This is a genomic window from Sorangium sp. So ce204, assembly GCF_051526795.1.
Lineage (GTDB): Bacteria > Myxococcota_A > Polyangia > Polyangiales > Polyangiaceae > Sorangium > Sorangium cellulosum_B.
The window spans coordinates 7,451,118-7,467,409 of sequence record NZ_CP150317.1 but is presented as its reverse complement, the minus strand read 5'-3'; the positions used below and the strand labels follow the sequence as shown (position 1 = coordinate 7,467,409).

Here is a 16,292-nt window from a genome sequence, read left to right as displayed (position 1 = left end):
CCGCCACGGTTGAGGTATGCCGCTCGCTGATGGGACGAGTCCATTCTTGCTTCGCGCATCCCAGCGCGCCCCCGGCGCGCGCGTCTTCCACTGCCGCGACCGCGGTGCGCCGCCGCCTCGTCGCGTTGGCGCTCGCCCTTGCCGGCGCGGCGCTCGCGTCGAGCGCGGCCGCGCAGGCGCCGGCGGAGGGCGCGGAGCGCGCGCCGCCCCCGCAGCTCGCGCCCTCCGCGCCCCCTGCCGCGCCGGCCGCGGAGGAGCTCCCGCCGCAGGCCATGTGGGAGGCGACGGTCGCTGCGTACGAGGCGAGGATCGAGGCGCTCAAGCACGAGGCGGACGCCGTCCACGATTTTGTTGAAGACGAAGACATGCGAGACGCCCGGGGGCGCCAGATCGAGCTGGAGATCGAGGCGACGAAGAGAGAGCTCCGCAACTTCATGGAGCGGACGACCGAGCGGAACAGCACGGTCATGATGGTCTCGGGGATCGTCCTCGCGGGCCTCGGAGCAGCCGCCCTCGTCACCGGCGCCGTGCTGATCACCGCGAAACACGACGAGGGCGCCACGAAGCACCGTGACACGTACACGGTGGCCGTGGCGACGGCGGCCGGGGGCGTGGCCGCCGTTGGCGTCGGCCTGCCGCTCTACGTGATCGGCAAGAAGCGGGTGCTGCGGCAGGGGCTCGATATGCGCGGGCTGGCCGCCGCGCGCCTCCTCGTCGGTCCGGGCGCCGTCGGCGGGTCGCCTGGAGCGATCCCCCTCGGCGTGGGGCTGCGCTTGACGTTCTGAGCGGTGGCTCGGCGCGCCCGTGCGAGCTCCTGCCGCTCGTGGAGCGGGGGGGAGAAGCAGACGTTGAATGAGGAGAGGAACGCTCCGCGAGGACAGCGCTCCTCCACAGACACAGAACGTGGGTGGTGGGGGAATTCCCCCACCCTGCCGGAATGACCGCCAAGAGACGCCAAGAGACGCCAAAAGACGCCAAGAAAACACAAAAATTTTGGCGTCTCTTGGCGTCTTTTGGCGGTTCAAAAGACCCCATTCTCGGCCGAAGCACCCCACCACCAGAAAATGCTGGGCGATCTCGGGCTCCGGTGCTAGCGTTGCTCTCGACGCGTCGCCCGCGTCAATCATGGACACTTCCCTCTGATACCACCGCTCCGTCACGCGGCCCCGAGGGGTGAGCGCCTGTTGCCCAGGTAGGCACGGCGCCCTTCTGTTGCCGCGCGTGAGCAGCCACGACAGCCGCCCGCGGAACCCCGCGCGAGCGTGGTCGTGTGCTCGCGGGGACGGAGCGTGGCCGACATGCGAACGAGTCCGATGCGCTGGAGGTCGCTGACCTCGCGGGCGCAGCCCCTCGCTCGCTGGCCGCTCGCGCGAAGCACCGAGCCGGATGGTTCGTGGCGCGGCGGGCCGACTCGCCATCTCTCCTGACGGCGAGGCGCTGAGGCGCCTTGCCAGGGGGCGTGTGGTGAGGCGGACCGCCCTGCCCCGGCGATGCGTGGAGGTGCGTCCATCGCGCGAGAGCGCCAGTCGAGCGGCCTTTGGGCGGCGTCCGGAGCCAGCGTCCGTCGCGGCATCGGTGTGCCTGCAATCCGGGGTCGTACGATGAATGGAGGGTGTATGAGAGCTGGTTCCTCGAAGGGTTCGTTCAGCCTTGCTGCTCTTTCTGCCGTGGTGATGTGTGATCGAATGGAGGATTCCATGACCGAGCGACCCGCCCATCTCCCCGAGCGCGCGCTGGAGCTCGGCTCGGCCAAGACGCCCGAGCGGCGCCCGCCGCAGACGGGGCATGTCCCCGCGCCGAAGCCCGCGCATCGGGAGCCGCGCCCGCCGAGCAAGCTCCCGAACCAGGACCGCTCCCGGCCGGCGCTGAACATCCCGCAGCGCCGCCGCATGGGTGTGCAGCGGTAGATCCGCTGCCGCCCCGGCGCCGGGGCGCCGCGAACGGGCGGCGCTCCGGCCGTGCGCGCCGGCGGCGTGGAGCCGGAAGGCCTAGACTTCCGCGACTCCACGCCGTCCGGCTGCACCATGGCGGCTCCGATCGTGATTGGGCCAGGGCGAGGGCTGCGGTAAGACCTCGCCACCCGCGCGGCCTCGCCGCCGAGGCCGCAGGGGTCCCACCATGATCCAAGCCGAACCGTTCGAAGCCCGCCTCGCCGCCGTCCGGCCTCTCAGCCCCTTCGTGCGAGAGCTCTCGTTCGAGCGCGCTGACGGCAGGGCGTTCCTGTTCGAGGCCGGGCAATGGGTCAACCTCGTCCTCCCGCTCCCGGGCGGCGAGGTGAAGCGCGCCTACTCGATCGCTTCTGCTCCCGACGGCTCGCCTCGCTTCGATCTGGCGGTCACCCGCGTGGAGGGCGGGGCCGGCTCGGAGTACCTGCACCGGCTGGAGCCCGGCGCGACGCTCCGCGCCGTCGGCCCGCACGGGCTCTTCACGCGCGATCCCGGGAGCCCTGCGCCCTCGCTGTTCGTCGCCACCGGCACCGGCGTCACGCCGCTCCGGAGCATGCTGCATGCGTCGCTGCGCGCCGGGGCGGCCGCGCACCTGTGGATCCTGTTCGGCGCGCGCTTCGAGGAGGACATCATCTACCGCGACGAGCTCGAGGCGCTCGCGCGCGGCTCGGACCGGATCCGCTACGAGATCACGCTCTCGCGCGGCGGCCCGTCCTGGTCGGGCCGCCGCGGCTACGTGCAGGCGCACGTGCCCGAGCTCTACCGGGAGCTGGCCGGGGCGAGCGGGGATCCGGCCCCGCACGTCTTCATCTGCGGCCTCGATCGGATGGTCTCGTCCGTGCGCGAGCTCGCCCGCGGCGAGCTCGGCGTCCCCCGCAAGCACGTCCACGTCGAGCGCTACGACTGAGCCGCCGTCCCGGCGAGCGCGTCCGCGTCGAGCGCCGCGGCGGAGCCGCCGGCCTCGCCAGGACGGAGCCGCCGATCTCGAGCGGGCGCGAGCGCGGATCGCCCTCCGGTGACGCGGCGCGCCTTGAGCGTTACCCTGGGTACGACGTAGGATGCGCGCCCCCGCGGGCGGTACCTGCGGGGTCAGTTCTGCAGGTGATCACGTGACGACCAAGAAGACGTTCCGCACCATCGATCCAGCGACGCTCCCGAAGCACTTCGACTCGCCCGTCGCCGAGCAGCGCCTGGCCGACGCGTGGGAGGCCGACGGGACGTACCGTTATGACCCCTCGCGCCCCCGCGAGGAGACCTTCGTGGTCGACACGCCTCCGCCGACCGCCTCGGGCTCGCTGCACATCGGCCACGTCTTCAGCTACACGCACACGGACGTCATCGTCCGGCAGCGCCGGATGCTCGGCTTCAACATCTTCTATCCCATGGGCTGGGACGACAACGGCCTGCCCACCGAGCGGCGCGTGCAGAACTATTTCCACGTCCGCACGGACGTGCGCACGCCGTACGAGCGCGGCCTCTCGCTGCCGCAGGCGGCGCCGGAGGCGCTCAAGAAGGAGCAGCCGCGCATCGTGTCGCGGCCGAACTTCATCGAGCTCTGCCACAAGGTCACGCGCGAGGACGAGCAGGTCTTCAAGGCGCTCTTCCGCCGGGTGGGCCTCTCGGTCGACTGGCAGTACGAGTATGCCACCATCGATGATCACTGCCGCAGGACGGCGCAGCTGTCGTTCCTGGATCTGCACGAGAAGGGCCACCTCTACTCGGTCTTCGCGCCCACGATGTGGGACGTCGATTTCCAGACCGCGGTCGCCCAGGCGGAGGTCGAGGATCGCCCGCAGTCCGGCGCGTTCCACGACATCGCGTTCGCGGTGGAGGGCACGGGCGAGCAGCTCGTGATCGCCACGACGCGCCCGGAGCTCCTGGCGGCCTGCGTGGGCGTGACGGCGCACCCCGAGGATCCGCGGTATCAGCACCTCTTTGGCAAGACGGCGCTCACGCCGATCTTCCGCGCGCCGGTGCCCATCTTCCCGAGCACGCTCGTGGATCGCGAGAAGGGCACGGGCATCCTGATGGTCTGCACCTTCGGCGACGCGACGGACGTGATCTGGTGGCGGGAGCAGAAGCTCCCTCTCCGGCAGATGCTCGGCAAGAACGGCCGACTCCTCCCGGTGACGTTCGGGGAGGGCGACTTTCAGAGCCGCGATCCGGCCGCCGCGAACGCCGCGTATGCCCCGCTCCAGGGCAAGGGGGTGAAGCAGGCGCGCACGGCCGTCGTCGAGCTCCTCCGCCGCGAGGAGCACGCGGCGGTGCCCGGCACAGGCCCGGCGCTGCGGGGCGAGCCGAAGCCGATCGAGCGGGCGGTGAAGTTCTTCGAGAAGGGCGATCAGCCGCTCGAGTTCGTGCCCACGCGGCAGTGGTTCGTCCGGCTCGCCGACAAGAAGGAAAAGCTCCTCGAGCTCGGCGACAAGATCGAGTGGCACCCGGATTTCATGCGCCTCAGGTACCGCAACTGGACCGAGGGCCTCCAGGGCGACTGGTGCATCAGCCGCCAGCGGTATTTCGGCGTGCAGTTCCCGGTCTGGTATCCGCTCGACGCCGAGGGCAACCCGGATCACGGTAGGCCGCTGCTCGCGACGCGCGAGGTGCTCCCGGTCGATCCGACGGTCGACGTGCCGCCCGGGTACGACGCGTCCCAGCGGGACAAGCCGGGCGGCTTCACGGCGGAGTCCGACGTGTTCGACACGTGGTTCACGAGCTCGCTCACGCCGCAGATCAGCTCGCACTGGGGGCTCGACGAGGGGCGCCACGCGCGGCTGTTCCCGGCCGATCTGCGCCCGCAGGCGCACGACATCATCCGGACGTGGGCGTTCTACACGATCGCGAAGGCGATGCTGCACGAGGCGTCGGTGCCGTGGCGTCACATCGCGATCTCGGGGTGGATCCTCGACCCCGATCGCAAGAAGATGTCGAAGAGCAAGGGCAACGTCGTGACGCCGATGCACCTGCTCGACAACTACTCGTCGGACGCGGTCCGCTACTGGTCGGCGAGCGCGCGGCTCGGCACGGACACGGCCTTTGACGAGAAGGTGCTGAAGATCGGCAAGCGCCTCGTCACGAAGATCTGGAATGCGGGCAAGTACGTGCTCAGCCAGTCGGCGGAGGTCCATCCGGTCTCCGAGGAGCTGGATCGGGCGTTTTTGCACAAGCTGTCGGCGGTGGTGGCGGACGCGTCGCGCTCGTTCGAGGCGCAGGAGTTCGCGGCGGCGCTCGAGCGGACGGAGGATTTCTTCTGGCGCTGGTTCACCGACGCTTACCTGGAGCTGGCCAAGGCGCGTGCGCGCGGCGAGGGCGGCGCTGGTGAGGCGGCGCGGGGCTCGGCCGTGGCCGCGCTGCGGCTCGGGCTCTCGGTGCTGCTGCGGCTGTTCGCGCCGGTGCTCCCGTACATCACCGACGAGGTCTGGGCCTGGGTGTACGCGGAGGAGACGGGGCAGCGGTCGATCCACCGGGCGAAGTGGCCGTCGGCGGGGGATTTCGCGGAGGTCGCGGCGCCGGCGGACGCGGGGCTCCTGGAGCTTTCGGCCGCGGCGATGGCGGCGGTCAACAAGCGGAAGAGCGAGCTCGGGGCGAGCGTGGGGCGCGTGGTGACGGATCTGGCGCTCGGGGCGAACGCGGCGACGCTGGCGCGGCTCGGGCCGGCGCTGGGGGACGTGCTCGCGGCGGTGCGGGCAGGGGGGGCGCACGAGCTCGTGGAGCGGGCGGAGCTGGCGGACGGCGAGGTCCAGGTGGTGCGCTGCGAGCTGGAGGTGGCGGCCGCGGCGGCGGCCGGGGCAGGGGAGGCGGCGGCGGCCACGGAGTAGCCCGGATCGAGGTGGCCCGGCCCTCGTGGAGAGAGCACGCCGCGCGGCGGGCTCCCTCCGCGACGGCCTACGGTTCTTGCTGAAGGGGGGAGAGCGTGGCGGTATCCCGGGGCATGCGGAGCCTGGGGCATCGAGGGGAGCCCAACGCTCAGATGATGGGAATCACCTCGCTTTTGTGGTGGTCTGTGCCGGCCGCGCGCGAGAAGCAGGCACCCGGGTGCTCGTGCAAAGTACATAGGGACGGTGATGCGCGCTTCGGACGTGGTCGAGGATCGGTTCGAGATCGAGCGGCTCGCCGGATCTGGTGGGATGGGCGACGTCTACCGTGCGCGGGACCGGCGCTCCGGGGAGGTCGTCGCGCTGAAGGTGCTGCATAGCGCGAACGTACGCGACCTGAGCCGGCTCTCCAGGGAGGCCGAGGCGCTCGTCACACTCCGGCTGCCAGGGGTCGTGCAGTACGTGGCGCACGGAATGACCGCCACAGGGCGGCCCTACCTTGCCATGGAGTGGCTCGACGGCATCACCCTGGAGGAGAGGCTCGCCCAAGGACCGCTCTCGATTGCTGAGAGCGTGACCTTGGTGGCGCAGCTGGCGACCACGCTCGGCGCGGTCCACCAGCTCGGCATCGTTCACCGCGACCTGAAGCCGAGCAACCTGATGCTGGTAGATGGCGCCGTCGAGCGCGCTACGCTGCTCGACTTCGGCATTGCTCGGGATATCCGGCTCGTGCGGAGCCTGACGGCGCATGGCGCGATCCTCGGCACACCCGGGTACATGGCTCCCGAGCAAGCACGCGGGGAGGCGTCGATCGATGCCCGCGCCGACGTGTTCGCGCTCGGGTGCGTTCTGTTCGAGTGCCTCGCGGGCCGCCCGCCGTTCGTCGGCGGCAACGCGCTCGCGCTGCTCGTCAAGGTCGTGCTGGAAGAGCCGCCGCGGCTCGGGGAGCTGCGCGACGGCATCCCCGAGCCGCTCGAGCGCCTCGTGGCCCGGATGCTGTCGAAAGAGGCGGGGCAGCGGCCGCGCGATGGCGCCGCTGTCGCCGAGGAGCTCGCAACCCTGGCGCACGGGGTGCTCCCAGGCGGAGAGGGCGAGACCGCGGAGCTGCCCGCGCCGAGCGTAGAGATCACGACGGCGGAGCGCCGGGTTATCTGCGTCATCCTGGCCGCTGATGGCAGCGCGGAGACGGACACCACGCTCTCGGAGGCCGAGTGCGCCGCTCGTACAGAGGCGCTGCGGGACATCGCCGCGCGTCACGGCGGGCGCCTCGAACTCCTTCAGTCGCAGTGGTTGCTCATCGCGCTGTCCAGCGCCGAGGCCCCGACCGATCTCGCCGCGCGTGCGGCGCATTGCGCGTTCGCGCTGCGGGTTGAACTCGGCGGTGTGCCCATGTCCATCGCCACGGGGATGGCCGAGGTCGCCGGGCGGCTGCCCGTCGGCGCGCTGATTGACCGCGTCGTACAGCTCTTTCCGCAGCGCGCTCGGTTGCCAGAGTCGGGCATCCGGCTCGACAGCGCGACGGCGGGCCTGCTCGCCAGATCCTTCGACATGGCGCAGGCGGACGAAGGAGCGTGGCTCCGCGGCTCGAAGGAGGAGCCGGACAGCGTCCCTCGGCTCCTCGGCAAGCCGACGCCCTGCGTGGGGCGCGAGCGCGAGCTTTCGCAGCTCGCGGCCGAGTGGCGCCATTGCGTGGACGAGCCCACGGCGAGCGCCGTGGTCGTCGTCGGCGCTCCCGGGCTAGGCAAGTCGCGCCTCGCCTGGGAGTTCCTCCGTGAGAGGAGCGAGGCCGCCGGGGTCTGGATCGGGAGGGCCGACCCCATGGCCGCCGGCTCTGCGTTCGGCCTCCTCGCCCAGGCGCTCCGCCGCGCCATGGGCATCCTCGACGGCGAGCCGCTGGAGGTGCGGCGGCGCAAGGTGCTCGCCCGGGTGGAGCGGCTCGGCGAGCTCGGGGCCAAGGCCCCACACGTCGCGGCGTTCCTCGGCGAGCTGGTGGGGGCGCCCTTCCCTGGCGAGGGCGATGTGCAGCTCCAGGCGGCGCGCCAGAGCCCCGTGCTGATGGGGGACCGCCTCCGCGAGGCGTTCGAGGACTTCGTTCAGGCCGAGTGTCAACGGCAGCCGGTGCTCCTCGTGCTGGAGGACCTGCACTGGGGCGACCTGCCCACGGTGACGCTGATCGACGCCGCGCTCCAGCGCGCCGGGGATCTGCCGTTCTTCGTGCTGGCGCTCGCCCGCCCGGAAGTCCACGAGCTCTTTCCGACGCTCTGGAGCGAGCGCCACGGGCTCCGTCTTCGCCTTGCGCCGCTGTCCCGGCGCGAGAGCGAGCGGCTCGTTCGGGAGGTGCTCGGCGATGGCGTCGGGCCCGAGCAGGTGGAAGCGCTCGTCGCGCGCGCCGAGGGCAATGCGTTCGTGCTGGAGGAGCAGATTCGCGCCGTGGCCGAGGGCAGGGGTGAGGGTATGCCCGAGACGGCGCTGGCGATGGTGCAGGCGCGGCTCGGGGCGCTAGGCGTCGAGGAGCGCCGCGTGCTGCGCGCGGCGAGCGTCTTTGGCGAGACGTTTTGGGAAGGCGGGGTAGTCGCTCTGGTAGGCGGCGCGCCGGTGGCGCGGCAGCTCACCGAGCTCGCCCGTCGAGAGCTCATCCGGCGGCGGCGCGAGGCGCGCGTCGCGGGCGAGGTGGAGTACGAGTTCCGGCACGCGCTGGTGCGAGAAGCAGCTTACGAGATGCTCACCGAGCGCGATCGCCGCGTCGGGCATGGCCTTGCGGGCGACTGGCTGGACCGCGCCGGCGGCGCGGATGCGATGTCGCTGGCCGAGCATTTCGAGATTGGCGGCGCGCCGGCGCGGGCGGCGGAGGCGTACCTGCGCGCCGCCGAAGAGGCGCTTCGCGGCGGCGATCTCGGGGCGGCGATCGCGCGGGCCGACCGGGGCATCGGCTGCAGCGCGGCCGGGGACACCGCCGGCAGGCTCCGCCGGGTTCAAGCGGAGGCGCATAGCTGGCGCGGTGATCTCGCGCTTGCCGCGGAGCGGGGGAGCGAGGCGCTGGGCTTGGTGGAGCGCGGCTCGGCCGCATGGTTCTTGGCCATCATCCCCATGGTATGGGCCGCCTTTAAGCTGGGGCGCTCGGACGAGGTCGACCGCTGGACGACCGAGGCAGTGAACGTGGCCGCTCCAGACGACGCGCAGGGCGCGAAGCTCCGCTGCCTGTCTGAGGGCGCGAGCGCGCTGTCGATGGGTGGACGGTACGTTGAAGGCGCCGCATTGCTCGCTGTCGTCCAGCGCGCCATCGAGAACGCGGAAGTGCGAGATCTCGAGGTGATCGCGCACCTGAATGACGCGCGCTCGGCCTACGAGATCTGCACTGGCGATCTGGGCGCCGGAGCTGCCAGTCTGGAGGCCGCATTGCTCGCCTTCGAGCAAGCCGGCGACCATCGAAATGCATGTAGTGCTCGCGCAAATTTGGGTGTCATATACGGGGAGCTCGGCGATTTTGATAGGGCAGAGTCCATGCTGCGCGCGGGACGGGTCGAGGCTGGCCGGATGCACCTGCATGAGCAGAAGCTGGGCACCGATATAAACCTCGCGCAGCTTCTTGCGCACCGTGGTCAGCTCGCCGACGGGTGGGTGCTTGCCGAGTCTGCGGCTGCGTCCAGCCGACGAGCGGGCCTGGTGCGCTGGGAGCTAGGTGCTCGCTGTTACCTCGCCAAAATCGCCTCTGCCATGGGCGATTTCGAGGCCGCTGAGCGCGAAGCGCGCGCCTCCATCGCGCTCTCCCAGCATGCACCGACGCTCGCCGTGCAAGCTTTTTCCATCCTCGCGCGCACGCTGCTCGGGCTCGGGCGTATCGACGAGGCGGTGTGGGCTGCCACCGAGGCGAACTCGCGGCTGGTGGAGTTCGGCACCGTGGAAGAAGGCGAGTCGCTCGTCCGGCTGACCTACGCCGAGGCGCTCGCCGCGAGCGGCAGACTCGCGGAGGCTGCCGCTGCGATCGCGTCGGCCAGGACGGCGCTGCTCGCGCGCGCCGAGAAGCTCAGCGACCCGACCTGGCGCGAGCGCTTCCTCCGCGACGTGCCGGACAACGCCCGCACGCTCGAACTCGCGCGGCAGTGGCTCGGCGGGTAAACGATCGGGGGCTGGGCGAGGTCGATGCACCCCTGCACACATGCCATGTCCCGGTGCGCCACGAAGGTTGGCCAGAGTGCCCGCGAGGTGCCGCGTTTCAGCGCAGCGGCGGCGCTGTCGTCAGCGACCCACACCGAGGTGGCGGGAGGCGCAGGCAGCCCCTGGCGTGGGATCGCGCATCGCTGAAACCCGGAGAGATCAGGCGCGAATCACGACGACCTCGCGTCCCGCGGGGGTCAACGCGTGCTCGCGGCGCGTGCGCTCGGCGATGGGAGGCTGTCCCGAGCGCTGGTCGAAGAGGATGAGCCACCCGCGATGGAGCCCCAGCCCGGCGAGGTACTCGTCGAGCTGAGCGAGCCCCTCGGCGAGGGGATCGGGCCGGCCGTCGCGCCAGACCTTGAGCTCTATCGCGAGCGTCTCGCCAGCATAACGAACGCAGAGATCCATCCTGCCCCGACCGATAGCGTACTCGCGCTCGATGCTGCCGCCGCCGTTCACGACGCGGTGGAGGAAGGCCATGACCACGAGGTGCGGGGCGATCTCGTGGTAGGGCGCCGCTCTGAGCAGCGGCTCGCCGTGCTGGCGCCAGAAGGAGAGGAAGGCGTCGAGGAGGTGATCGGCGTCGAGGCGACCGTCCTGCGTGAGCCAGGTCGCCGGGATGCGCGGCAGCGAGTCGCGCACGCCGCTCGCGAGCTCACGGACGATGATCTCGCGGTAGATCGGGTTGGCGATGGCGAGACCGCCTTCCGCCGTGCGGCGCACGAGGCCCAGGTCGACGGCGAAGCGCCGGTCGTCTTCAGGGACGTCGCCCAGGGTGGTGCCGGCGAGCATGGGCTCGATCACGGCGCGGATGCGCGGCTGGCGCAGCCGGTCCACCAGGCTGTCGAGGTGCGTGTCCTGCCGCTCGATGAGGATCTCCCTGGCGCGATCGACGTCCGCGGCCGTGATGGGCAGCGCGCGATCCTTGACCAGGACATCGACGAGCTGGCGGGCGAGCGCGTTCACGAGCCATGGCTGACCCTGGGTGAGCTCGAAGGCCCGGTCCACGGCGTCCGGACGGAAGACCTGGCCGGTTTCGGCCGTGTGCTGGGCGTAAAGCGCCGCGACCTCGTCGTGCGTGAAGTTGCGCAGGGTGAGGGACTCGACCTTGATGTTGAAGGGGCTCGACGTCCCGAGCCTGTCGCTGCCGCCGGACGTGACCTTGTAGTCGCGCACATCGCGCAGGCCGACGAGCGCGAGCGCGTGCGGGAAGTCACTCGGGCGATCGGGATAGCCGCTGCGGATCTGGCGCAGCAGGGAGACGAGCGTCGCGTCGCGCAGGGCGTCGGCCTCATCGAGGAAGACGACGAGCGGACGCGGCGCAGCCTTGGCCCAGGCGCGCAGGGCCGCTCCGATGCGCTGGCCGGGGGGGGCATCGGGGAACGGTGGCGGCCGCAGATCGGCCGGGAGCTGCGAGCCGGCGGTGCCGCGCCATTCGGCGAGCATCGCGAGCTCGGCTGCGCCAGGGTCGTCCGGGAAGGGAGCGCCGATCTCCGCCGAGACGAGGACCGCCACATAGCGCCCTTCGGCCGTGAGATCCCGGGCGAGCGTACGCAGCGAGGTCGTCTTTCCGATCTGCCGCGGCGCGTGCAGGACGAAGTAGGCTTTGCGATCGATGAGCTCGCGCACCCCGGGCAGGCGCTCCTCGGCCGGGAGCATGTAGTGATCGGCCGGATTGCAGGGGCCTGCCGTGTTGAACCAGCGGTGCATCGCGGCGGTGAGCCTAAGGGCGGCGGCGCCGGGTGACCAGCGCGGCGACGCCGGTCGCGTTCGCCCGGCGGCGAACCTCGATGGGATAGGATGCGTGGCAATGTCGAACGGGCGATTCGGAAGCGGCGCGGCGGGGCTGGGCGCGATCGCCCTGGCGGCGGCGATCGGCGGCTGCAGCGGCGCGCCGCCGGCGCAGCCGCAGCCGACGCAGCTCACGCCGGCCGCCCCTCCGGAGGCCTGGCCGCCGCCGGGAGCGCGGCTGGCGAAGCCGGAGGGGCACCTCGCGAAGGGCTGGCCAGCGCGGCGATGTCGGCCGCGTTCGCCCGGCGGCGGCGCCACAGCGAGCGCACCGGCGTCGTCACAGCGGCCAGCGTCGGCAGCGACGCCGCCGAGACGCCGCGCGGGGGCGTGTTCACGCAGGCGCTCGTCGGGGCCTGGACCGACCCGGCGGCCGTGGATCCCGAAGGAGCCCGTGCGTATCGGCGTGTACGCGGTCGACAAGACGTCGTCGCGAATGCCCCCGGACGCCCGGGCACCGGAACGCGCTGTCGTCGCGAATGTCCCCGGGCGCCCGAGCACCAGAGCGCGTTGTGGTCGCGCTGCGACCCAGGTACCCGAGACCGGCCACACGCCGGGGTTATCGTGGTGTAGATTACATCTATCTCCCGACAGGGTACCGTGATCCTGCGGGTGAGGGCCGTCGCTGGAGGCCCTTGTGAACGACATCGCAGACGCAATGCGCGATTTGGACGTGGTCGAGGATCGGTTCGAGATCGAGCGGTTCGCCGGTTCGGGCGGGATGGGGGAGGTCTATCGCGCGCGTGACCGGCGGTCGGGGGAGGCGGTCGCGCTCAAGGTGCTGCACAGCGCGAGCGCGGGCGATCTGCGGCGGTTCGCGCGGGAGGCGAAGGCGCTCGTCACGCTCCGGCTGCCAGGGGTGGTGCGGTACGTGGCGCACGGGACGACGGGCGCAGGACAGCCGTACCTCGCGATGGAGTGGCTGGAGGGCGTGACGCTGGAGCAGAGGCTCGCTCAAGGGCCGCTCTCGATGGCGGAGAGCGTGACGCTGGCGGCGCAGGTGGCGACGACGCTGGGCGCGGTGCACCAGCAGGGCATCGTCCACCGCGACCTGAAGCCGAGCAACCTGATGCTGGTGGGCGGCGCGGTGGAGCGAGCGACGCTGCTCGACTTCGGCATCGCGCGCGAGCTCTGGCACACGCAGAGCCTGACGGCGCCCGGAGCGATCCTTGGGACGCCCGGGTACATGGCCCCCGAGCAGGTGAGCGGCGAGGCGCCGGTGGACGCCCGCGCGGATGTGTTCTCGCTGGGGTGCATCCTGTTCGAGTGCCTCGCGGGGCGCCGGCCGTTCGTGGGCGACAACCTGCTGTCGCTGCTCGTGAAGGTCGTGCTGGAAGAGCCGCCGCGGCTCGGGGAGCTGCGCGACGGCATCCCCGAGCCGCTCGAGCGCCTCGTGGGCCGGATGCTGTCGAAGTCGGCGGAGCACCGGCCGCGCGACGGCGCCGCCGTCGCGGCGGAGCTGGCCGTCTTCGCCGGTGAGGGGCTCGCCGCAGGAGGGAGCGCGATCGCGGCGCGGCGCGCGTCCAGCGAGGAGATCACGACGTCGGAGCGGCGGGTGATGTGCGTCATCCTGGCCGCGCATGGCAGCGAGGAGACCGACGCGACGCTGGCGGAGGCCGATGGGGTCGCGCAGGCGCAGGCGCTGCGGGACATCGCGGCACGCCACGGTGGGAGGCTCGAGGTCCTGCGGTCGAAGTGGCTGCTCGTCGCGCTGTCGGGGGCCGAGTCTCCGACGGACCTCGCGGTGCGAGCGGCCCACTGCGCGCTCGCGCTCCGGACCGTGGTCGGGGGCGTGCCCATGTCGGTCGCGACGGGGCTTGCGGAGATCGAGGGGAGGCTGCCTGTGGGTGAGCTGGTCGAGCGGGTGGCGCAGCAGCTCGTGGGGCGCGACGGCCCGCCGTCCGGGGGGATCCGGCTCGACAGCGCGACGGCGAGCCTGCTCGCGAGCCGCTTCGATACGGGGCGGGGGCCCGAAGGATGCTGGCTGCGCGGCCGGAAGGAGGAGCCGGACACGGTGCCGAGGCTGCTCGGGAAGCCGACGCCGTGCGTGGGGCGCGAGCGAGAGCTCTCGCAGCTCGCGGCCGAGTGGCGTCATTGCGTGGACGAGCCGACGGCGAGCGCGGTGGTCGTCGTGGGGGCCGCGGGCATGGGCAAGTCGCGCCTCGCCTGGGAGTTCCTGCGCGCCATCAAGGAGCGGCGCGAGGCCGTCGAGGTGTGGATCGGCAGGGCCGATCCGATGGCGGCCGGCTCGGCGTTCGGCCTCGTCGCCCAGGCGCTGCGCCGCGCCATGGGGCTGCTCGACGGCGAGGCGCTGGACGTGCGGCGGAGCAAGGTGCTGGCGCGGGTAGAGCGGCTCGACGGGCTGGGGAGCAAGGGGCCGCACGTGGCGGCGTTCCTCGGCGAGCTGGTGGGGGCGCCCTTCCCCGACGAGGGCGATGTGCAGCTGCAGGCGGCGCGGCAGAGCCCGGTGCTGATGGGCGACCGCATCCGCGAGGCGTTCGAGGACTTCATCCGGGCCGAGTGCGAGCGGCAGCCGGTGCTGCTGGTGCTGGAGGATCTGCACTGGGGCGACCTGCCGACGGTGCGGCTGATCGGCGCGGCGCTGCAGCACGCGAGGGACCTGCCGCTGCTGGTGCTGGCGCTGGCGCGCCCCGAGGTGGACGAGCTGTTTCCGGAGCTGTGGCGCCAGCAGGTCGGGCTTCGGCTGCGGCTGGCGGCGCTGCCCCGGCGCGCGAGCGAGCGGCTGGTGCGGGAAGTGCTGGGCGAGGGCGTGAGCGCGGCGCAGGTGGACGAGCTGCTGGCGCGGGCCGAGGGCAACGCGTTCGTGCTGGAGGAGCAGCTCCGCGCGGTGGCCGAGGGGCGGGGCGAGGGGATGCCGGAGACGGCGCTGGCGATGGTGCAGGCGCGGCTGGAGGCGCTGGGCGTGGAGGAGCGGCGGGTGCTGCGCGCGGCGAGCGTGTTCGGCGAGACGTCGTGGGAAGGCGCGGTGGCTGCGCTGGTGGGCGGCGCGCCGGTGGCGCAGCCGCTGGCGGAGCTGGGGCGGCGGGAGCTCTTGGTGCGGCGGCGCGAGGCGCGGATCGCGGGCGAGGTGGAATACGAGTTCCGGCACGCGCTGGTGCGGGAGGCGGCCTACGGCATGCTGACCGAGCGCGACCGCCGCGTCGGGCACGGCCTTGCGGGCGACTGGCTGGCGCGCGCCGGCGGGGCGGACGCGACGGTGCTGGCGGAGCACTTCGAGCTCGGCGGGGCGCCGGCGCGGGCGGCGGAGGCGTACCTGCGCGCGGCGGAGCAGGCGCTCCGGGGCGGCGATCTGGACGCGGCGATAGCGCGGGTCGACCGGGGCATCGGCTGCGGCGCGGCCGGGGACGCCGCCGGCAGGCTGCGCTGGGTCCAGGCGGAGGCTCACGTGTGGCGCGGCGAGCTCGCGCTGTCCGCGGAGCGGGGGAGCGAGGCGCTGGGCCTTGTGGAGCGGGGCTCGGCCGCGTGGTTCTCGGCCATCATCCCCCTGGTATGGGCCACGTCCAAGCTGGGTCGGCTGGACGAGGTGGAACGCTGGACGACCGAGGCGGTGGGCGTGGCCGCCTCCGGCGACGCGCAGAGCGCGAAGCTGCGCTGCCTGTCCGTGGGCGCGGGCGCGCTGGCGCTGGGGGGGCGGTACGCCGAAGGCGCCGCGTTGCTCGATGTGGTGCAGCGCGCCCTCGCGAGCTCGGAGACGAGGGATCTCGAGGTGGTCGCGAATCTCCACGACGCGCGCGCGGCCTATGAGATGTGCAGAGGCGACCTGGGCTCCTGTGCCGCCAGCCAGGAAGCCGCGTTGCTCGCCTTCGAGCAGGCCGGCGATCATCGCAACGCGCTCAGCGCCAGGGCGAGCCTGGGCGCCGTGTGCATGGAGCTCGGCGACTTCGAGACGGCGCAGTCGATGCTGCGGGCAGCCCTGGAGGCGGCCGACCGGATGCACCTGGACGAGCTGAAGGTCTCTGCACAGGCCAACCTCGCGCAGGTCCTCGGGTACCGTGGTCAGCTCGCCGAGGGGCGGGCGCTCGCCGAGGAGGCGGTCGCGTCGAGCCAGGGAGCGGGCATGGTGCGCACGGAGCTCTTCGCTCGCTGCTACCTTGCGAAGATCGCCCTCGCCATGGGCGATCTCGAGGCCGCCGAGCGCGAGGCGCGCGGGGCCATCGCGCTCTTCGAGAGCGCGCCGACGCTGGGCGTGCAGGCATTTTCCATCCTCGCGCGCGTGCTGCTCGGGCTCGGGCGCATCGACGAGGCGACGCAGGCTGCGGCCGAGGCGAGCGCGCGGCTCTCGGAGTTCGGCACGCTGGAAGAGGGGGAATCGCTCGTCCGCCTGGCCCATGTCGAGGCGCTCGCCGCGAGCGGCAGGCGCGCCGAGGCCGAGGCAGCGATCGCGTCGGCCAGGACGGCGCTGCTCGCGCGCGCCGGGCAGCTCAGCGATCCGGCCTGGCGCGAGCGCTTCCTCCGCGACGTGCCGGACAACGCCCGCACGCTCGATCTCGCGCGGCAGTGGCTCGGCGGCTGAGCCCGCGGCGCACGAAGCGGCACGCCGGTGCCGGCGCCACGGGCCCCTCGCTTGCCG

General features: G+C 72.4%; 8 protein-coding genes. 6 read left to right on the top strand and 2 right to left on the bottom strand.

The genetic code is table 11. The annotated features are described in order from the left end of the window. Nucleotides 1–104: 104 nt before the first annotated feature. The 5 genes from WMF22_RS27825 (at nucleotide 105) to WMF22_RS27805 (ending at nucleotide 9,874) form a co-directional block, all read left to right on the top strand. Nucleotides 105–785 (top strand): hypothetical protein, encoded by a 681-nt coding sequence (locus WMF22_RS27825; RefSeq protein ID WP_437293027.1) that lies wholly within the window; start codon nucleotides 105–107, stop codon nucleotides 783–785. Nucleotides 786–1,697: 912 nt separating this feature from the next. Continuing rightward, the gene (locus tag WMF22_RS27820; protein ID WP_437293026.1) at nucleotides 1,698–1,907 is read left to right on the top strand and encodes a hypothetical protein; all 210 of its coding nucleotides are present in this window, start codon (nucleotides 1,698–1,700) and stop codon (nucleotides 1,905–1,907) included. 211 nt (nucleotides 1,908–2,118) lie between these two features. Continuing rightward, nucleotides 2,119–2,853 (top strand): ferredoxin--NADP reductase, encoded by a 735-nt coding sequence (locus WMF22_RS27815; protein ID WP_438031730.1) that lies wholly within the window; start codon nucleotides 2,119–2,121, stop codon nucleotides 2,851–2,853. 202 nt (nucleotides 2,854–3,055) lie between these two features. Beyond that, nucleotides 3,056–5,761: a valine--tRNA ligase gene (valS, locus tag WMF22_RS27810; protein ID WP_438031729.1), complete on the top strand. Its 2,706-nt coding sequence runs from the start codon at nucleotides 3,056–3,058 to the stop codon at nucleotides 5,759–5,761. Nucleotides 5,762–6,007: 246 nt separating this feature from the next. Continuing rightward, nucleotides 6,008–9,874: a protein kinase domain-containing protein gene (locus WMF22_RS27805; protein WP_438031728.1), complete on the top strand. Its 3,867-nt coding sequence runs from the start codon at nucleotides 6,008–6,010 to the stop codon at nucleotides 9,872–9,874. Between the two features lie 198 nt (nucleotides 9,875–10,072). On the opposite strand, the gene WMF22_RS27800 is transcribed toward WMF22_RS27805, so the two are convergent. Together WMF22_RS27800 and WMF22_RS27795 are read right to left on the bottom strand one after the other, a co-directional pair. Beyond that, on the bottom strand, nucleotides 10,073–11,623 hold the full coding sequence (locus tag WMF22_RS27800) for an ATP-binding protein (RefSeq protein ID WP_438031727.1): 1,551 nt from the start codon (nucleotides 11,621–11,623) through the stop codon (nucleotides 10,073–10,075). A 212-nt stretch (nucleotides 11,624–11,835) separates the two neighbouring features. After that, complete coding sequence (locus WMF22_RS27795; RefSeq protein WP_438031726.1) at nucleotides 11,836–12,039, bottom strand: hypothetical protein; 204 nt, start codon at nucleotides 12,037–12,039, stop codon at nucleotides 11,836–11,838. A 320-nt stretch (nucleotides 12,040–12,359) separates the two neighbouring features. Here WMF22_RS27795 and WMF22_RS27790 point away from each other — a divergent pair, with 320 nt between their 5' ends. Continuing rightward, nucleotides 12,360–16,235, top strand: coding sequence for a protein kinase domain-containing protein (locus WMF22_RS27790; protein WP_438031725.1), 3,876 nt, complete (start codon nucleotides 12,360–12,362; stop codon nucleotides 16,233–16,235). Nucleotides 16,236–16,292 lie beyond the last annotated feature (57 nt).